Here is a 20965-nt window from a genome sequence, read left to right as displayed (position 1 = left end):
GTTATTCTCTCCCTTGTAAAATTGTTTCAATGATAGCCATGCGTGTGTAGACACCGTTGCGTACTTGCTCAAAAATACGAGAACGTTCACATTCTACTAACTCTGATGCAATTTCGACATCGCGGTTAACGGGTGCTGGATGCATAATAATGGCTGTATCTTTCATTTGTTTCTCACGTTCCACTGTTAAGCCGTACTCTTCATGATAGCTTTCTTTCGAGAAGCTTTTATTTACTTTATGACGTTCATGTTGGACACGCAGTAACATAATGACATCACTTATTTCGATTAAATCATCCCAGGAATGATGCGCCTTAAAATCGCCTGCCCATTCTTCGGGGCAAAGGAAGTGGACATTTGCTCCTAGCCGTTGAAGTGCTGATGCATTAGATTTCGCAACGCGACTATGGGAGATATCCCCGGCAATTGTGATATTTAACCCTTCAAAAGAACCAAACTCTTTTTTTATCGTGTACAGATCAAGTAAAGATTGAGATGGATGTTGACCGGCACCGTCACCTGCATTAATCACTGCCACATTAATGCCTTCTAGTAGCTCGTTATAATACTCATCTTCTTTTGCGCGAATAACGACCGCATCCATGCCAATCATTTCCAACGTCTTAACTGTATCGTACAATGTTTCACCCTTTGACACACTTGAAAAACTTGCGTCAAATGGGATAACCGTACAGCCGACTTTGCGCTCTGCCATCTCAAAACTCGTTTTCGTTCGGGTACTCGGTTCAAAAAATAAGTTTGCAACGTTGTAAGCACGAGATAACGATGATGTTTCGCCATTTTCAAAAGCTTGTGCACGATGTAAAATGCTGTTAATTTCTTCAGTTGTTAAATGTTCCATTGATAATAAGTTCTTCATCATGTACCTCCATTAGGTTGTGTGTCATGAACGTCTATGTATGACGTTCTTCATTATTTAAGTGTCTAAATAATGTAAAAGCCCCGCTGATGTCATCAGCGAGGCATAAGGAGGCGTGACAAACTAGAGTAAGAGTTTTGCTTACTAATTGTTTGTCCACAACTTCCCTTTTTTTGCCTCTCTGGACAATTCATTAAAAGGTACTACTATGAATGATTATGTTGATTGTAAGGTACTGGTATGTCCGCTTCTTTTTTACCTGGTAAAATCGCGTTTAGCACAACACCGATAATGGCTGCTAATGCCATACCTTCTAAACTTAGTGATTCTGTAACGATAAATTTCGCACCGCCGATACCTATTACGAGAATAACAGAGGCAATAACTAAATTGCGGCTGTTGCCAAAGTCGACATGGTTATCTACTAACATCCGTAATCCACTTGATGCGATAATACCGAATAGCAGGATGGATACGCCGCCAAGAACTGCTGTTGGAATTGTTGCAATGACTGCCATTGCTTTCCCGAAGAATGACAGCACGATCGCGACAACTGCCGCTCCAGCAATGACGTACACACTGTAAACACGCGTTATGGCAAGGACACCAATGTTTTCCCCATACGTTGTTTTTGGTGGCCCACCGATAAAGGCACTAATCAAAGTTCCTAGACCATCACCTAGTAATGAGCGATGTAAGCCTGGTTCTTTAATGTAATCTCGATTGACTACTTTCCCTAATACAAGCTGGTGACCAATATGCTCAGAAATGGTTACGATAACAATCGGCACCATCGCTAGTAAAATCGTTGATGTAATCGTAAAGTCATAATTTACACCAGGAATGATGAAATGCGGTATTGCAAACATCTTCGCTTCTTTGATCGGCGCGAAGTTAACGATGCCAATCATAATCGAGTAAATATAGCCAACGATTAGGCCCATTAAAATGGGCATTGTACTTAAAAGCCCTTTAAAGAAGATGGTAAAAATAATCGCCGTAAATAATGTCACAAGTGCTGCTGAGAAATGAAGTAAGTTATATTCTCCATCAACATTCATTGCCATGCCTACTGCCGTTCCTGATAAGCCAAGTCCGATAACCATAATTACTGGTCCTACAACGATAGGCGGTAGGATTTTCATAATCCACTTATAGCCACTCTTCCAAATAATGAGTGACACAATGCCGTAGGTAATACCGACGGCCATGGCCCCTATCATAGCATTACCTGGATTGACACTTGCGCCATTATCATCTAAGCCGCCTGCAGCCAGTAAAATCGGTGCGATAAAGGCAAAGGATGAACCTAAATAGGCTGGTACTTGAAACTTCGTAATTAATAGGAAGAACAATGTAGCAATACCACTTGTTAGAAGGGCGATTGCTGGGCTAAGGCCAACTAGCTGTGGTACTAAAATTGTTGAGCCGAACATGGCAAACATATGCTGAAAACTCAATGTTACCAATTGGACTGGGGTCGGTTTATCATTTACATCTAATACTGCCTTTGCCATAATGTTTCCTCACTTTATAGGTTAGTCTTCTTTATATATAATGACGCAATCTTCACCGTCGACTTCCGTTAGGTTGACGACGATGCGTTCAGTGCCGGATGTCGGAACATTCTTCCCAACATAGTCCGCTCGAATCGGTAACTCTCGATGCCCGCGATCAATCAATACTGCTAATTGAATTTGTGCTGGTCGCCCTAAATCCATTACCGCATCTAGTGCAGCACGTACTGTACGACCCGTATAAAGCACATCATCGACTAAAATGATTTTTTGATTGGCAACAACATAGTCGATATCGACTTGCTCAACATGTGCCTGCTCATTTTCATGCTTTGTTGATAAATCGTCTCGGTAAAGCGTAATGTCTAGCTCCCCGGTACGAATCGCTTTCCCCTCGATTTTTTCGATACGTTCAGCTAAGCGTCTTGCTAGAAAGGCACCGCGCGTTTTAATACCAACTAGAATACATTCGTCAATCCCTTTATTGCGTTCAATAATTTCGTGTGCAATACGTGTTAATGCTCTTGTCATCGATGGCCCATCTAATAGCTCATTTTTTGACATCTTTTGTCCTCCTCTCTTGACTCTTTTTCAGTGTTGTCCATTGTGTGCAACTTTAAAGCTCTTTTGCACAATCGGTTTGTTACGGATGCTTACGTATTTGCAGAAGCTTCGATAAATGGCATAAAAAAACCTCTCGAGGCGAATAGCCTGAGAGGGTTGAGTACGTGTTTAAATAGCATGTTGAAAAAAATTTGCAGCACAAATTTTCGCAACACGTTCACAAGTTCCTTCTCAGCCTCTCTGGACTGCCATTAAAGGTGACTATTAAGTTAAAGTCTTTCATTCACTTTCGTTAGTATAGACCTTCTTTTATTATTCGTCAATCCTTATTTCGTAATTCCTCTAATAATTGCACATAATCGACAGGAAGTGGTGCTTCAAACTCCATATATTCGGCAGTTGTCGGATGAATAAATCCTAAAACTCCTGCATGTAATACTTGTCCACCAAAATCAATTGTTTTTCTCGGTCCATATTTTGGGTCGCCAACGAGTGGGAATCCAATATAGTTCATATGCACGCGAATTTGGTGCGTACGTCCCGTTTCAAGACGACATTCTACTAATGTAAAATCACCGAAGCGTTCAATTACTTGGAAATGTGTAACCGCATGTTTCCCTTTATCGACAACAGCTTGTTTTTGACGATCCTTTTGGTCACGACCAATTGGTGCGTCAATTGTTCCTTTATCATGTGCAATATGTCCATGAACAAGTGCTGTATATTTACGCGTTACCGTTTTATTCACTAGCTGCTCGACTAATGACTCATGTGCAACGTCATTTTTTGCAACCATTAGTAAACCTGATGTATCTTTATCGATACGATGGACAATACCTGGGCGCAAAATACCATTAATGCCCGATAAATCTTTGCAATGATACATAAGTCCATTTACAAGTGTACCTGTCATATGACCAGGTGCTGGATGGACTACCATGCCCTTTGGTTTGTTGACTACGAGCACATCTGCGTCTTCATAAACAATATCTAGTGCCAAGTTTTCAGCAATGACATCTAAAGGCTCCGCTTCTGGTACGATAATTTCAACAACATCGCCCGCTTTTACCTTATATTTTGCTTTTACTGTCTCACCGTTTACTTTGACAATTCCGTCTGTAATCCAATTGCTAATTTGTGTACGAGACCACTCTGTCTGTATACTTGAAATCGCCTTATCAATGCGCTCTCCTTGCTGCTGTTCTTCGATTGTATATGATACTTGCGTCATTGTTTCACCTGTTTCTTTTCTTTTTTATCTTCGGCGATTAAACCAATCATTAATACGACAACGGCAATTGTTAATGCTGCATCCGCAATATTAAAAATTGGGAAATCGTAATTCATAATAGGGATTAATACGTCGACAAAATCTACTACTTCTCCTCTAAATAAACGGTCAATAAAGTTACCAATGGCACCGCCCAATAACAGCATTAAACCTACTTGGAATAAAGGCTTGCCCTTTGCTTCTTTATGATAAAAGTAAATAATGGCGCCAATAACAGCAACTGTTACAATGGAAAACAACCACATTTGCCCTTCAAGCATTCCCCATGCTGCACCTCTATTGCGATGCGATAAAATACCAAACCATGGATCCCATACGGAAATACGCTCACCAAACTCCATATTTTTCACAATTAGCCATTTTGTCCATTGATCTAGAATAATCACAAATGCGGCCAATCCATAATATTTATACACAGCTATTCCTCCGTTCACTCAACATCTTACCTATTCTACCATAAGAGCTTAAATAGCAATAACTAATATAACATGAAAATATGACAGAAACATAAGGCTGCAGTCGTTCACCAAGAAAAACAATCGCTATATGGAATGCTTCTGTCATAAAAAAGCTAAACGTTCATTATGTATACGAGCATTGATCGTTCCTGCGCAAGAAACAGTAAATGCCTAAGCCCCGTTTCTTCCTATTATACTTTAAACAAAAAAACGACTTGACCCATTACCTAGGTCAAGCCATCTTCAAGTAGGTGTACACTAATATATTTCTTCTTCACGGAGTAACATAGTACCGTGTGTTTCCTCAATTGAATAGTCAGGGTTTCTTTGATGGACAATCTGCGTGCCCGCTAAATCTCCCGTAATATTAACGACCGTATTACCCATATCTACAATAGGAGAAACGGCTGCAATAATCGGTATAATGGATAGCGGCAGACCTAAAGTCGAAAGTAGCAGCGATGCAGTAACAACATCCGCACCTTTTACCCCCGCACACCCCATTGCAAGCACAACACCTAAAAAGGCAGTTTGTAAAATCGTACTAAATGTAATAGGAAGCCCATATAAATTCGATGCAAACACAGCTAAAACACCTAAAGTTGATGCTAATCCATTCATATTGAGTGTGGCACCAAGAGGTAGGGTGAATCCGTAAATATTTTCAGGTATTTTAAGCCCTTCTCTGGCAACTTCCATCGATGCAGGAAGTGTGGCGCTACTTGAAGTTGTACTACAAGCGACAAGCATTGCTGGACTAATCTGCTTGTAAAAAAATGTTGGACTTGTTTTGCCAAATATTTTTAATAAAATCGGATAGACAACTAACAGTATAATGATAAAACCGATAAACGCTGATAATACGTATTTACCGACTTCAATAAGGATATCCAGCCCAAGTGTTCCGACGACATTTGCAATTAACGCCATAATGCCATACGGTGCAAAACTAATAACAATTTCGGCGATTTTGATCATTAAATCTGCGCCTTCATGCACGAGTGCTTTCATCTTCTTCACTTTGTCGCCAAGAAGAACCATTGCCACGCCGGCAAAAATAGCAAAAATGATAATTTGAAGCATGTTTGTCTCTGCCATCGATTGAAAAACGTTGGACGGAAACCATTGCACGATATTGTCCATAAAACTAAATTCTGTTCTTTCAATGTCTAGCGCTTTACCAAGAAGCCCTTCCTCTCCTTTACCTGGTTTAATCATGAGTGCAGTAACAACACCAATTAATGTAGCAAGTAAAGTCGTTAGGACGTAAATGCTTAATATTTTACTACCGATAGCTCTTAACATTTTAATATCTTCAAGTTTAGTAATGCCCGATACTATACTTAAAAATGCCAGTGGCACAATTAACATTTGTAACAGACGAATAAAAATATCCCCAAGTGGCTTTATTATTGCAATACTAGGGCCAAACACTAGCCCTAACACAATCCCTACGAATACCCCAATAAAAATCTTTACGTATAACTTTTGAGTTCTCCACCATTTCATGCAACCACCCCTTAAACACTAATGTAAATCAATCGTAGTGACTCATTTTATTTGCTTGTTGTATACGAAAATATTTAATTATTATTTTAACGATGAACTACAAATTTAATTACCACTTAAATTTTCGTGTAAAAAACTTTTCTACTCCACCCATTTAATTGATAATTAAAATTCTAGCTACAATTATAAGAGAATTAGTCAGAACCAGCGACAGACATCCAGTCCTGACCTATATGATAAGCATGTAAAACTAAAGGTTGATACGAGTTCCAATGTTTTGTTTGATAGCCTTGTCGTAAAAATACTTGGCAACGACAATGTCAACAACAGCTAAGCCTACTGATTTGAATACTGTCATTTCTTCATCACTTGTTCTTCCTTGTAATTCGCCAGCGGCAATTTGACCAAGCTCTGCAAAAATATCACTTGCGTGAAAAACCCCCTCATGTATTGGGGTAATTAAATCACCAGTCTCTTCAAGGGCTGCTTCTCTTGATTCCACTACCACTTTTTGAGCCGAAGCTACTGCATGGGAAGGCAACTCTTGCATTGTCGGTCTGAATGATCCAACTGCATTGACATGAACACCAGGTTTTAATTTAGCAGAAAAAACGGGTGTTGAAGAATTGGTTGTCGTAACAATAATATCCGCAGCACTTACAGCTTCATTAGCATCAGTATAAACTTGGACTTTTTTATTAAATTTATTTTTAATATAGTCAGCGAAATCATGTGCTTTTTGTTCACTTCTATTGAATAGCATGATTTCGTCAATATTACGAACAGCTAACATTACTTCAACTAAACCTTTTGCTTGTTCACCAGTCCCGATAATGCACAATTTTTTAGCATTTTCTCGTGCTAAATATTTTGTTGCCACACCTGATAAAGCTCCCGTTCTAATCATTGTTAAATAAGAACCTTCTAATAGAGCAACTGGCTCTCCTGTTTTAAAGTCCGATAACATCACAATGCCCGTTATCGTTTTCTTGCCTAATTCTTTATTTTGAGGCGCTACTGTTACTACTTTTAATCCAATACTGCTCAGTTCTTCCGCTACAGAAGGCATAATTAACGCCGTATTGTGACCTTGATTAAAAGGAAGAGCTGCACGGATAGGTGTGATTGTTCTTTGTGCTGAAAATTCCTTTAAGGCAACTTCTACACATTCCATAATTTCATTTATATCTACTAAACTACTTTGTTCTTCTGCATTGATAACTAACATAAATAATCACCTATTTTCTATCATCTATTTATTTCAATAAAAACCCTTTATTCAGCGGATCATTTGGGCTGATAACAAATTGGTGGAAGCCTGTAATAAATGCATCACCCGTAACTTTTGGTATAACCGCTTCATATTGTTCCACTGACGTTACTGACAGTATTTCTCCTACAAATTGTCCATCCGTAATACTTTCATGCACAAAACTTCCACCTTCTTTTAATACGCCATGTTCATATAGCGTGGCTACGCGTGCCGCTGTGCCTGAACCACATGGTGAACGATCAACCTGTTTGTCTGCAAAAATCGTTACATTGCGTAAATCGGCATCACTGCTTGTAGGCTCATCAGAGAAAATGACGCCATAGATACCTGTTATATCTTCCAATGGGTGTTGAACTTCCATTTGGCTTTCAATGCAATGTTTAATTTTGTCACCGTACATTTGTAGGTTCAATAAATCTTTGTTGTTGACCTTTAAGCCGACTTTCGAACTGTCCACTACGGCATAAAAAGCGCCACCATATGCAATATCTACAGTAAATTCAAAATCATCCACTTTCACTGGCACTTCTTTTTTATAGACAAAAGATGGTACATTTTCAAAGGAAACAGACTCCACTCTAGTCCCATTACACTTCGCATAGGCAGTTACCGGTCCACATGGACAATCGATAATCAATGGACTGTGCTCATCTTTCACCTCAAGCATTCCTGTTTCAATAGCCATTGTCACTACGGCAATAACCCCATGACCACACATTGTACTCCAGCCCTCGTTGTGCATAAATAACACACCAAGATCTGCTCCAGGACTTGCAGGTGGGGTAATAATACAGCCATACATGCCATCATGTCCTCTTGGTTCATACATTAATACTTCTCGAATATGGTCTAAATGTTCCATACAGTAGGCGCGTCTTGCTAACTGTGTTTCTCCTTTTATTTCCGGCAAACCTCCCGTAATAATACGTAACGGTTCTCCTGAAACGTGTAAATCAATTGTCGTAAATAGTTTTTTAAATTCCATCATTTTCTCCTCCTATTTGCTTGCTATGACATCCATCAGAACCAGCATTTTAATTCACAAAGTTTTAATTATTACTTTAACACAGTAAAAAAATACTTAAAATTTAAACACCACTTAAATTTTAACTTAAAAAAAATAGCTTTTAATGCAATGTAAGACGCTATGGCACCCTAATAAATTTCAATAATAATTTAAATAATTTAAATAACACTTAAAATTATATGTAAAAAAAGGGGCATAATGCTTTAGAAATTTAAGTAATGTAAACCGCTTACATTAATTATACACACCGTTTCCGAAAATTCAATCTATTTATAAAATTTAATAGATTGTGTGTAATTAGTTGTAGAGTGTTTAGACTTCTGCTTCTTCCGTCCACTCCATACATACACATTTTTGCTTGCATCCTAACTTAACAAACATTGGCGTAACTTTACAATAACTTTCGCATTCTATATACTTTAGGACAACAAGTAGTATTTGAGGTAGATAATCATGGATCAAGATGTAGGTAGTTTAATAAAAAAACTTCGTAAGTCAAAAAAAATGACGTTGAAGGAAGTCTCTGAAAAAACAGATTTATCTATAAGCTTTATATCTCAAGTAGAACGTTCGCTTTGTTCTATTACATTACATTCTTTACGAAAAATATCTGAAGCACTAGGCGTTAGTCCTAGTTATTTCTTTCCTGATACGATCCAAATGGACAAAAACATGATTCGAAGAGGCACTTATAAACAAGCAGAACATAAGTCTTCGTTTATTTATTCGGACCTATCTGGAAATGTATCAAATCCAATCTTTGTTCCAATTTTAGTTACTTTGTTACCTGGAGACAAACGCGAAACACCTTTCTCTCATGCAGGACAAGAATTTATTTATGTCACTGAAGGAATTTTAACGATTATTCTTGATAATACGGAATATGACCTTTTCCCCGGCGATAGTATTCATATGGAATCCACAGTACCCCACAATTGGTTTAACAAAACGAATAAACCTACAAATTTTATATTTGTTTCTTCCAATGCGCTGATTGTTTAATATGCTAATTGACTTCAAAGCAGTAGCTGGAACGAAAACGAAAGTGTTAGATGAACTGCGGTTAACTCTAACACTTTTTTCTATGCCATTGTTGTCCGCTACTTCGGGGCTTATGGAAGGTTTACCCGCGATTCGTGGGCTGCTATCAGCGATTTCTCCTGTTTTACCCGCGATTCGCTGACTTCTATCAGCGTTTTCTCTCGGTTACAGCCCTCACTGTCGCTGAGTGCTCACAGCTTTCAATTTCCTATTTAATTCCATTTTCTAACTACTCCCATTAGCAAATTCCACTTCAAATAATGTTTCATAATTCACAAAAATCCCAGTAAAAGTAATTTTTTCATTTATTCAAATATAGCGTTTTAAAAAAATTTTTTTATTATTTTTTATTTTAGAAAAGTCAGTAAAGACAATATCTCAAGTACTCCTCATTATACTTTTCAGTAATAGGTTTTGAAAATCTAGCAGTTTTACTTTTTAAAAAAAGTGTTATAATCGCCAAGAAATCAAAATTTTCTATTTCAGGAGGACATTTTATGGCATTACGTGACGTTTTTATTTCCCTGTCAGAAAACAAAATATTAAATAGTGCGGCTCAAAAGTACGGTTTAAGAATGGGCGCACAAAGTGTAGTAGCTGGTACAAACTTACAAGAAGTTGTCAAAACAATTAAAGAATTAAATCAATCAAACATTTCTTGCACAGTCGATAATTTAGGTGAATTTGTTTTCGAAAAATCAGCAGCAATTGCAGCCAAAAATAATATTATAGCGGTAATTGAAGCTATTCATGATGAGCAATTAGATGCCCATATTTCCTTAAAGCCTTCACAACTAGGTTTGGATATTGATTATGACTTTTGTTATGAAAATCTAAAAGAAATTGTGGAACTAGCACATCAATATGATATCTTTGTCAACTTCGATATGGAAAACTATGCTCGTTTACAAAGCTCATTTGATTTAATGAATGAGTTACATAAAGAGTTTGATAATATCGGAACAGTCATTCAAGCTTACTTTTTTGAATCTGAGGAAAACATTGAGAAATACAAAAATTTCCGTTTACGTATTGTAAAAGGTGCTTATAAAGAAAGTGAAAGTGTTGCTTATCAATCAAAGAGCGATATTGATCGAAATTATCTTAAATTAATTGAATACCATTTATTACATGGCAAGTTCACATCAATTGCAACGCACGATCATAACGTTATCAATCATGTAAAACAATTTGTACAGCAACATAATATCCCAAATGACAAGTTTGAATTCCAAATGTTATATGGTTTCCGTAAAGAGATGCAACTTGCTCTTGCGAAAGAAGGCTACAACTTCTGCACATACTTACCATTTGGTAACGATTGGTACGGTTACTTTATGCGCCGTTTAGCCGAGCGTCCGCAAAATTTAACGCTTGTAACGAAACAAGTATTCAATAAAAAAACAAACTTAGCAATCGGCTTAGGAACAACAGCCTTCCTACTTGGTCGTCTTTCAAAAAGAGGTAAATAAAATGAGTGCCGCCGATTTCCGTTGCAGCAAGCGCGGATTCCACTCCTTTTTGCATTAAAAATAGACTACCTTGTCTTAGCAAAGTAGTCTGCAAATGGGGCAACCCCCTGAATTTTATACATTCTAAAGCGAAAACATTGTTAATCGATGTTTTCGCTTTTTTTATTGAGATTATAGTTTTTCACACGATATTGTAAACTTTGTCGACGTATCCCTAGTGCTGCAGCCGTTTTCGAGATATTTCCTTGATGGAAATCTAACGCTTTTGAAATATAATACTCTTCTACTTCTTTCATGTAGTTTTCTAGCGGTCTTATATCATGTTGATTTTTTATGACAAACAAATCACTCGTATCATCAATTCCTTTATCATTTGAACTTTGCATTTTCCATTTAAAGTGAGCCGGCAACATGTGGCTATCGATTGTGATTTCGTTTGTAATCAGTGGCGAGATTTCATCGAGCAAAACCTCTAACTCCTTCAAATTACCTGGCCAATCATATTTTAAAAACGTTTCTTTCACTTCCTCTGACAACCCTTGAATAGCTGAGCCGAAACTATCGCGATGCCTTTTCAAATAGTCGTCAATAAATGGCATAATATCTTCTTTTCGTTCTCGCAATGGGGGCACATAAATCGTAATGCCGGAAAACAGTCGATATAATTTTTTGGACAGCAGTTGCTGTTGAATTAGATCAATTGGATCTTTCCCCACACTGGCAATTAATACATGGTGGTGATTAGGATGGTTTTCAAAAAGCTCCACAATCTTTTCTTGTGCTTCCATCGATAAGTATTCAATCCGTTCCGCAAAAAAAGTAATTTTTTCCTTGTCTACAATATATTTTTCAAATTGTTTTAATACCGTTTTTTCGTCGCGACGGCAAATTAAACCGATAAACATATCATTTTTCATCTTTAAATCATGGTGAATCCCTTCGGCAATCATATCTATGCCGGTTCCAGACTCACCAATTAAAACGACAGGCATTCTACTTAACGCAACAATTTTGGCTTTCTCAATGACGTCTTTCATAACAGCCGAAACTGCAGTAATAATATCGAAAGTTAGTGAGGCACCATATCTTCGTAAAGGCTGGTACATCATAAATTCTAACTGTGTAATGTCTCTAGCAAATTCGACAGCCCCCACTAAAATACCATCATTGTGTAGTGGATAAATATTGCTTATGTAGGTAACTTCCTGGTCTTTTTTATTCCAGTATGTTTTTTTCACATTCAGCATGGGCATCCCCGAATTCAAAACTTTATATATATCGCTTTTTTCGATTTCAAAATCAATAATCTCTAAAGCGCGTCTTTCTTCAAATTCTGTTTCATTAACACCTTCTAATTCTCTCATCTTTTTATTATAAATAAGCAATTTTCCTTCAGTATCAACTACGCAAATTCCCATGTCACCTTTTTCAATGACGTATTTATAAATATTAAGTAATACAGTATTATCCATCTTGTCCTCCTGATACTTCATAGCCTTATTGTATCACCAACAAAAAATCCCATGCAAAAATTAAAAAAATTATAAATTTTAAGTTGATTAATGCCAAATTATATTGCATTATAGTATTAATAAAATCTAATGAGGTGCATACTCATTTTGCACTTATATTTGTTGGAGGGAAATTTATGATCGCTTACAAACACGAACCATTTACAGATTTTACTCAAGAAGCAAACTACAACGCTTATGTAGAGGCATTAAATAAAGTTGAAGGTTATTTAGGTCAAGACTACCCACTAATTATCGGTGGTGAACGCATTACGACTGAAGATAAAATTGTGTCTTATAACCCAGCGAAGAAAACAGAAGTGATCGGCCGCGTGTCAAAAGCAAGCAGAGAATTAGCTGAAAAAGCAATGCAAGCAGCGGATGAAACATTTAAAACGTGGAAAAAAGTAGACCCAGCAATTCGTGCTGACGTGTTATTCAAAGCAGCAGCGATTATCCGTCGCCGCAAACATGAATTCTCAGCACTTTTAACAAAAGAAGCTGGTAAACCATGGAATGAAGCAGATGCAGATACAGCAGAAGCAATTGACTTCCTAGAATACTACGGTCGCCAAATGCTACGTATTAAAGACGGCCAACCAGTAGAAAGCCGTCCAGGCGAATACAATCGTTATGACTATATTCCATTAGGAATCGGTATTGTTATTTCACCATGGAACTTCCCATTCGCTATTATGGCTGGTACGACAGTAGCCGCATTAGTAACAGGGAATACAGTTTTATTAAAACCAGCTTCAACAACACCAGTTGTTGCTTATAAATTTATCGAAGTATTAGAAGAAGCAGGATTACCAGCAGGTGCAGTCAACTACGTACCAGGTTCTGGTGCAGAAGTTGGGGACTACTTAGTAGATCACCCGAAAACACGCTTCATCAGCTTCACAGGTTCTCGTGATGTTGGCTTACGTATTAACCAACGTGCAGCAACACATAACGATGGCCAAATTTGGATCAAACGTGTCATCGCTGAAATGGGCGGTAAAGATACAATTGTCGTTGATAAAGAAGCAGACTTAGAGCTTGCGGCTCAATCAATCGTTAAATCAGCATTCGGCTTCTCAGGTCAAAAATGTTCAGCATGTTCTCGTGCCGTGATCGTAGAAGATGTTTATGATACAGTCGTAAACCGTGTAGCTGAGCTTACAAATGCATTAACAGTTGGTGATCCATCTGACAACAGCAACTTTATGGCAACAGTTATCGACCAAGCTGCCTTCAATAAAATTACAGAATACATTGAAATCGGTAAAGGTGAAGGTCGCCTAGTAGCAGGTGGTACAGCAGATGATTCAGTTGGTTACTTCATCAACCCAACAGTATTCGCCGATGTAGACCGTTCTGCTCGCATTATGAAAGAAGAAATTTTCGGACCAGTTGTCGCAATCGCGAAAGCAAAAGATTTCGATGAAGCGATCGAAATTGCGAACGACACAGAATACGGCTTAACAGGTGCGGTTATTACAAACAACCGTATGAACTTAGAAAAAGCACGTGAAGATTTCCACGTTGGGAACTTATACTTCAACCGTGGTTGTACAGGTGCAATCGTTGGTTACCAACCATTCGGTGGCTTCAACATGTCAGGTACTGACTCAAAAGCTGGTGGCCCAGACTACTTACAACTTCATATGCAAGCTAAAACAACTTCAGAAATGCTTTAAGCGTCATTTTTGCATAGCACCTCGCATGCAAAATAACGATAAAAAAGTGTTAGATTGATTGCAGTCAATCTAACACTTTTTCTCTTTTTCGCCTCTAAATCTATTCCATATTATAATAGAAGAAACTCCTATTTTTTTGTGATTCGTGCAGCAAAAACTACTTTAAGCCGTTTCAGATTCTTTCGAGTGGACACGCTTCATGAAATCATTGACATCAGCTGGTACTTTACGATCGAACAATGACACAACGACTACAGAAAGGAAACCAACCGGTACTGTTACAATACCTGGAATTTTAAATTGTAAGAAACTCGGGAGTGTCCCTGGTAAGAAAATCATCCACATCGAGACTGCGAGACCAATAACTAGTCCAGCAATTGCGCCTTTTTCTGTCATCCCTCTCCACCAAATACCTAATATGAAAATCGGAGTAAATGTACTCGCAGCAACGGTAAATGCTAAAGCAACTAAATGACCGATAGATGCATCCTTTACAAGCAACCCTAGCCCACCATAAAGAATGCCTAAAATAACAATGGCTACTTTTCCAGCAATTACTCGCTGTTTTTGGGTAATATCTTTTTTCATAAAGCTCGCATATAAATCATGTGCTAAAGCGCCAGAGCTTGTAATAAATAGTCCTGATAAATTCGAGAAAATGGCAGCGAATGCCCCTGCGATCACAAGGCCGAGCAGCCAATCGCCTCCTAAAGCTAGCGCTGTTGTAGGAATCACCATATTATTACCACCGAGCACTAAATCTCTCATCACTTCTTCACTAGCATTACCTGAAATGAAAATAGCACGGCCTACGACACCTAAAAATACCGCTAGCAAGAAAAAGGTACTAGCAATGCCGATCGCCATTAACGCTGATTTACGGGCAGCCTTGGCACTAGGATTCGTATAAAAGCGCAATAAAATATGTGGGAGCCCAATCGTGCCTAACGCCAATCCTATCGTCATACTAATCGTTTGCCAAAACGTTGGGAAATAGAAGCCTGTCCCTGTCCATGCAGCACCATCAAAGTTGACATCATTACCATCCAATGCATACGGTGATGTACCAGTAATAGGGCCGCTAAAGGAATGGATCGCTGCTAAAATTTTATCGTAATGCAAGCCCCCATACATCGCCGCAATTAACATCACGATAAACGCACCTAAACGAATCCACAGCTCTAATGCTTGATTGATTGTTGTTCCTTTCATACCCCCTACACCTACGTAGAAAATCATCACTACACATGTAAATATAATGCCGAATTCATAAGATGTACCAAAAAACATACTTAATATTTGTGCAGCACCTAATAGTTGAGGGGCGGCATAGAAGCCTGAAATCGCTAACACCACAATGACTGCAGCTAAGCGAGCTCGTCTACTATGGAAGCGATAAGCTAAAAAGTCCGCTACAGTAAATGCGCCAAAACGTCGTAATGGACCCGCTACAAAAATAGCTAACAGCGTCAAACCAATTGAGAAGCAAAATGCGTAATACGCACCATCATAGCCTAATTGAAATGTTAAACCAGCAATCCCGAGGAATGTAGCTGCACTTAAATAATCTCCACCGATTGCTGAGCCATTTGTAAACCACCCAAAGCTCCGTCCTCCCACGAAGAAATCAGATGCCGTCGTATTTTTTTTCGTTAAATACGTAATGTAAACAATCGTTCCCATCAGTGCAATCGTCAACAACATTTTCGGTTCTAAAATCGTTTCCAGCATTTAATCTACCCCCGTTCGTTTCACTACTTTGCCGACATTTCATATTGTTTCAAGCGCTTTTCATACAACGTTGTGTGGACATACGCAATTACAAAGGCCATTACCATCATGACAATGGTTGTCACAAACCAAGTAACCGTCATACCACCCCATAATTTCTTAAACGCAAAATCAGGTGCGAACCAATTCATTACTGGAATACTAAAAATGACAAGAAAATAAAATACCGTTAAGCTAAATCCTGTCGTAAACTCATCCTTCATAATTTTATGCGTAGTCGGATCTAACGGTGGCAAATCTTTAACATCCACTGTACCAGCTTCTACATACTCATAATCATGACTCCCTGCCATATGACAAACCCCCTTTTTTTACAGTAAATAATTATCTGAAATTTCAAAATTATTATTCACTACAATTATTCTATTCTATTTTCTCAATAATATAGGTACAATATTTTGCTGTATTAGTACAAAATATTGCTATTTTAAGTTAAAATATTTTTATTCATCTTTATTTTGTTTTGATTTTTAGAAAAGGGGTGTTTCGCATTTTAAGCGTCGTATGGTATGTTGAGAATTCTAGGGAAAAACAGCAAATGATAGCATGGTTAGAGGAATTTCTCCCGCACACATTTACAGAATGTAAACAACCAAGTACACAAGAGGTGGCGATTTTCGTCTATGAAATTAACCATTTATTCGATTGGGTAAAGGTCAAACGCTTAAAGAAAAATTATCCTAATAGTATTATTGTCCCTATTGTTGCAGTACACTTAACCTATTCTGCAGGCATGGCCATTGAATTAAATTTACTAGCACTTATTATTAAACCTTTGCACAAACAACAATTTTTACGTATCGTCAAAAAGCTTTATACATCTTATAAAAATCAACAAGCAAGTACAGTTACGATGCTCGAGCTGTCACAACAAATTCCACATAACCATACGTCACCTTTTCGCGAAGCATTTTTGAGACGGCTCATACGCGGTGAAATTAACAATGAACAAGAAATTGTACAAGCTTCTTCATTTTTATCATCTGACTGTATTCCAAACATTGTTTTCTTAATTCAAGGCTATATAGACGTAGAGCCTAACCGTCCGGCACTTTATGATGCAAGCAGTGTGATTACGAATGTTTTTCGTCAACATTTTGCGACGAAAGCACCGTTGTCCTTTTTAAATTTTGAACGTTATTTATTACTGCTTATGCGCATTCCTACTATGTATACTTCATTTAAACATTGGTCTGAGGGCGTTACTACATTACTGACGGTTATCGAACTTTTGAAGAGAGATTATAATATTCATCTTTTTATTGGAGTCGGCGGTGTGTTTTTACAGTCGATGCAAGTAAAAGAATCTTATAGCCAAGCTAGGAAGGCACGTAGAAAGCCGCCTGTAGATAGTATTCATATACGATTTTATGAGGATTTAACGAAGCATGAACAACTACAAAAGGCTATTCACTACATTGAGGAGCATTACGATGAGCAGCTTATTATTGGTGATGTTGCTAAATCCATTAATTTTAGCCCTACTCATTTTAGTCGGTTATTTAAAAAAGAAACCGGTCGCAATTTTGTTGACTATGTAGCGTTTACACGCATAATTAAAACACTTCCTTTTTTACGTAAATTCGATTACACCATTGAAAAAATCGCCGCAAGTTCTGGCTTTAATACACCTAATTATTACAGTCTAACATTTAAAAAATATGTAGGTATTTCACCTACTGACTACCGAAATACGATCGAAATATTGTTTAAGTAACAGATGTCATAATAAAAGAGCCGTCGACTTTATTATCGACGGCTCTTTTTTTTACTTATACGTAATATTTTTCTACTACTTCTGCACAACGTGCGCATACTGTTGGATGTGCTTCATTTGTGCCAACTGTTGCAGAAATTGACCAGCAACGTTCACATTTCTCGCCTGTTGCTTTTTCAACAACAATGGATACATGTTCTAAAGCTAACGCTTCAGCAGGAGCTGATTCAATTGGTGCTACTTCAAAATCAGAAACGATTGAAAGCTGTGCAAAATCAATATTTGCATCATTTAATAATGTTAACACTTCTGGTTTTGCATAAACTGTTACTTTCGCTTCAAGCGATTTACCGATTGTTTTTGCATTACGTGCTTCTTCTAATGCTTTTAAGATATCATCACGCACTTCGATAATCGCTTCCCATTTGCTACGTAGTTCATCAAAGTTTGCTTGCTCATCAACTGATGGGAAGTCTGTTAATTGAACTGAAACTTCTGCTACAACGCCTTGAGCATGTAAGTAAGACCATACTTCATCCGTTGTATGTGGAATAATTGGTGTCATGATTTTTACTAATGTCATTAATGTATCGTACATCACCGTTTGCATAGCACGACGATCTTTATTGTCATGACCTTCAATATAAACAACGTCTTTTGCGATATCTAAGTAGAATGAAGATAATTCTACCGCAACAAAGTTATTAACCGCATGGTAGACAGCCGCAAAATCATAACGCTCATAAGCGCCACGCACTGTTTTTAATACATCTTGTAAACGCATGTAAATGTATTGATCCATTTCACGTAAATCTGCATAAGCTACGCGGTCTTGTTGTGGATTAAAATCAGCTACATTGCCGTGTAGGAAACGGAATGTGTTACGGATTTTACGATACACTTCAGACACCTGTTTTAACATATCCATTGAAATACGCACATCGGCAGTATAATCAACAGATGCTACCCATAAACGTAAAATATCTGCACCGTATTGATCCATTACCTTTTGAGGAATAATGACATTGCCTAGTGATTTACTCATTTTGCGACCTTCGCCATCAAGAACGAAACCATGCGTTAAAAGCCCTTTATAAGGTGCAAAGCCGTTAATTGCTACAGAAGTAATTAATGATGAGTTAAACCATCCACGGTGTTGGTCAGAGCCTTCTAAGTAAAGATCTGCCGGATATTTCATGCCACGCTCAACAAGTACACCTTGGTGAGATGAGCCTGAGTCAAACCATACGTCCATAATGTCGTTTTCTTTCGTAAACTCACCATTTGGACTACCAGGATGTGTAAAGCCTTCTGGTAATAACTCTTTCGCTGTCATTTGGAACCAAATATTTGAACCATGCTCACGGAATAGTGAAGAAATACGCGCAATTGTTTCTGGTGTAATAATTGGCTCACCATTTTCTGCATAGAAAATTGGAATTGGTACACCCCATGCACGTTGACGAGAAATAACCCAGTCGCCACGGTCACGAATCATATTATAAAGGCGTGTTTCGCCCCATGCAGGTGTAAATGTCGTCGATTTAACCGCTGCTAATAATTCATCACGGAATGCATCGATTGACGCAAACCATTGTGGTGTAGCACGATAAATAACTGGTTTTTTCGTACGCCAGTCATGTGGATACGAGTGCGTAAAGAAGTTTAATTTCTCTAATGCGCCAACCTCTTCTAATTTAGCCGTCACCATTTTATTGGCATCATTGTAGAATACACCTTCAAAGCCTGGTGCTTCATCTGTATAACAACCGCTGTTATCCAATGGGCTTAAAATTGGTAAACCGTAGCGCTTCCCGATTTGATAGTCGTCTTCACCGTGTCCTGTCGCTGTATGAACACAGCCAGTACCTGCCTCAGCCGTTACGTGTTCACCGACCATAACAAGTGATTCACGGTCATAGAATGGATGTTGTGCTACGAGACGGTCTAATGCTTCCCCTTTAACTTCTTGGATTACTTCGTAAGATTCCCATTCAAGCGCGTTTGCAACTGTTTCAAGTAATTCTTTAGCAATAATGAATTTTTTATCAGCTACTGCTACAACAACATAGATAAATTCTGGATTTAAAGAAATCCCTAAGTTCGCTGGAATTGTCCACGGAGTAGTCGTCCAAATAATAAATTTCGCATCAGCTGGCACAATGCCTTTTGTATCTTTAATCGCAAAGCTTACATAAATAGAAGCTGATTTTACATCTTTATATTCAATTTCCGCTTCTGCTAATGCAGATTCAGAAGAAGGTGACCAATATACTGGTTTTAAGCCTTTATAAATATAGCCTTTTTCAGCCATTTTACCGAATACTTCAATTTGTCGTGCTTCAAATTCTGGTTTTAACGTAATGTATGGATTTTCCCAATCACCACGAATACCTAATCGGCGGAATTGTGCACGTTGATTATCGATTTGCTCATACGCATATTTTTCACAAAGCTCACGGAATTCAGCAACGGACATTTCTTTACGTTTTACACCTTTGTTCGTTAAAGCTTGCTCGATTGGTAAACCATGTGTATCCCAGCCAGGAATGTAATTAACATGGTAGCCTGTCATGGAACGATGGCGTGTAATCATATCTTTTAGTACTTTATTTAAAGCATGACCAATATGGATATCTCCATTTGCATATGGAGGGCCATCATGTAGTACATACTCAGGGCGACCTGCTGTACGCTCCATTTGTAATTTATTGATGTCCATTTCATTCCATTTTTCTTGCATTTTTGGCTCATTCACCGGTAAGTTCCCACGCATAGGGAAATCCGTTTTCGGCATTAATAAGGTATCTTTATATTCTACCATTTGTAATTCCTCCTTTATTTTTTTGCAAACAGAGAGCAAACGTGAAGCATCCCATTATTTCAGCATCTTGTGACCCTAAGCATCATCGGTAGGGCAAACCATATTTACACTAGACTGTACTTCCCTAGTAATACCCAAATCTATTCATTCACAACAAAAAAGCTTCTCATCCCTATAAGGGACGAGAAGCTTGAACTCGCGGTACCACCCTAGTTGTAGTACATAATTGTACTACCGCTTGAAAGCACGTTAACGTTGTGCACTCCGAAATAACTTACTAGACGTTCAGCTATTTAGCTCAGAAGTGATGTTCTTTGTTATTTGCTTGTTCGGGCTCACACTATCCCCAAATCGCTTGACTACGCCTAACAAATACTGTCTTCATCTCTGCTTTTATGCATATCTGTT

At 38.0% G+C, this 20965-nt stretch carries 16 protein-coding genes and 1 other annotated feature; of the genes, 4 read left to right on the top strand and 12 right to left on the bottom strand.

From position 1 onward, the window contains the following. Position 1: 1 nt before the first annotated feature. The 8 genes from ACKVEV_RS21680 to ACKVEV_RS21645 form a co-directional block, all read right to left on the bottom strand. Positions 2–880, bottom strand: coding sequence for an aspartate carbamoyltransferase catalytic subunit (locus ACKVEV_RS21680; RefSeq protein WP_409370604.1), 879 nt, complete (start codon positions 878–880; stop codon positions 2–4). Positions 881–1086: 206 nt separating this feature from the next. Continuing rightward, positions 1087–2397, bottom strand: a complete 1311-nt coding sequence (locus tag ACKVEV_RS21675; protein WP_409368282.1) for a solute carrier family 23 protein — start codon at positions 2395–2397, stop codon at positions 1087–1089. Positions 2398–2418: 21 nt separating this feature from the next. Beyond that, entirely contained in the window at positions 2419–2961 is a 543-nt protein-coding gene (pyrR, locus tag ACKVEV_RS21670; RefSeq protein WP_409368281.1) for a bifunctional pyr operon transcriptional regulator/uracil phosphoribosyltransferase PyrR, read from the bottom strand. 319 nt (positions 2962–3280) lie between these two features. Further along, complete coding sequence (locus ACKVEV_RS21665) at positions 3281–4192, bottom strand: RluA family pseudouridine synthase (RefSeq protein WP_409368280.1); 912 nt, start codon at positions 4190–4192, stop codon at positions 3281–3283. Then, positions 4189–4668: a signal peptidase II gene (gene lspA, locus ACKVEV_RS21660; RefSeq protein ID WP_409368278.1), complete on the bottom strand. Its 480-nt coding sequence runs from the start codon at positions 4666–4668 to the stop codon at positions 4189–4191. Before lspA ends, ACKVEV_RS21665 begins: the two co-directional genes overlap by 4 nt. Positions 4669–4968: 300 nt before the next feature. After that, positions 4969–6219, bottom strand: a complete 1251-nt coding sequence (locus tag ACKVEV_RS21655) for a dicarboxylate/amino acid:cation symporter (RefSeq protein WP_409368277.1) — start codon at positions 6217–6219, stop codon at positions 4969–4971. A 250-nt stretch (positions 6220–6469) separates the two neighbouring features. Continuing rightward, entirely contained in the window at positions 6470–7447 is a 978-nt protein-coding gene (locus ACKVEV_RS21650) for an ornithine cyclodeaminase family protein (protein ID WP_409368276.1), read from the bottom strand. A gap of 28 nt (positions 7448–7475) precedes the next feature. After that, the gene (locus ACKVEV_RS21645; protein WP_409370603.1) at positions 7476–8477 is read right to left on the bottom strand and encodes a proline racemase family protein; all 1002 of its coding nucleotides are present in this window, start codon (positions 8475–8477) and stop codon (positions 7476–7478) included. A 495-nt stretch (positions 8478–8972) separates the two neighbouring features. On the opposite strand from ACKVEV_RS21645, the gene ACKVEV_RS21640 reads away from it, so the two are divergent. Then, on the top strand, positions 8973–9521 hold the full coding sequence (locus ACKVEV_RS21640) for a helix-turn-helix domain-containing protein (RefSeq protein WP_409368275.1): 549 nt from the start codon (positions 8973–8975) through the stop codon (positions 9519–9521). 536 nt (positions 9522–10057) lie between these two features. Beyond that, on the top strand, positions 10058–11032 hold the full coding sequence (locus tag ACKVEV_RS21635) for a proline dehydrogenase family protein (RefSeq protein ID WP_409368274.1): 975 nt from the start codon (positions 10058–10060) through the stop codon (positions 11030–11032). A 140-nt stretch (positions 11033–11172) separates the two neighbouring features. Here ACKVEV_RS21635 and ACKVEV_RS21630 read toward each other — a convergent pair whose 3' ends face one another. After that, the gene (locus ACKVEV_RS21630) at positions 11173–12504 is read right to left on the bottom strand and encodes a helix-turn-helix domain-containing protein (RefSeq protein ID WP_409368273.1); all 1332 of its coding nucleotides are present in this window, start codon (positions 12502–12504) and stop codon (positions 11173–11175) included. Positions 12505–12680: 176 nt separating this feature from the next. On the opposite strand from ACKVEV_RS21630, the gene pruA reads away from it, so the two are divergent. Further along, a complete protein-coding gene (gene pruA, locus ACKVEV_RS21625; protein WP_409368272.1) occupies positions 12681–14225 on the top strand; it encodes an L-glutamate gamma-semialdehyde dehydrogenase in 1545 nt (514 codons plus the stop codon). Positions 14226–14387: 162 nt separating this feature from the next. On the opposite strand, the gene ACKVEV_RS21620 is transcribed toward pruA, so the two are convergent. Continuing rightward, positions 14388–15956 (bottom strand): cation acetate symporter, encoded by a 1569-nt coding sequence (locus ACKVEV_RS21620; RefSeq protein ID WP_409368271.1) that lies wholly within the window; start codon positions 15954–15956, stop codon positions 14388–14390. A gap of 23 nt (positions 15957–15979) precedes the next feature. Continuing rightward, positions 15980–16309, bottom strand: a complete 330-nt coding sequence (locus tag ACKVEV_RS21615) for a hypothetical protein (protein ID WP_409368270.1) — start codon at positions 16307–16309, stop codon at positions 15980–15982. Positions 16310–16554: 245 nt separating this feature from the next. Between ACKVEV_RS21615 and ACKVEV_RS21610 the strand changes: the two genes are divergently transcribed. Next, a complete protein-coding gene (locus ACKVEV_RS21610; protein ID WP_409368269.1) occupies positions 16555–17733 on the top strand; it encodes an AraC family transcriptional regulator in 1179 nt (392 codons plus the stop codon). Positions 17734–17788: 55 nt separating this feature from the next. On the opposite strand, the gene ileS is transcribed toward ACKVEV_RS21610, so the two are convergent. Further along, positions 17789–20557 (bottom strand): isoleucine--tRNA ligase, encoded by a 2769-nt coding sequence (gene ileS / locus ACKVEV_RS21605; RefSeq protein ID WP_409368268.1) that lies wholly within the window; start codon positions 20555–20557, stop codon positions 17789–17791. A gap of 174 nt (positions 20558–20731) precedes the next feature. Then, positions 20732–20954 (bottom strand) — a binding site (T-box leader). Positions 20955–20965: the final 11 nt, after the last annotated feature.

The organism is Lysinibacillus sp. 38-6 (assembly GCF_046245175.1).
Classification (GTDB): Bacteria; Bacillota; Bacilli; order Bacillales_A; family Planococcaceae; genus Lysinibacillus.
This window is presented reverse-complemented; position numbering and strand designations above follow the sequence as displayed.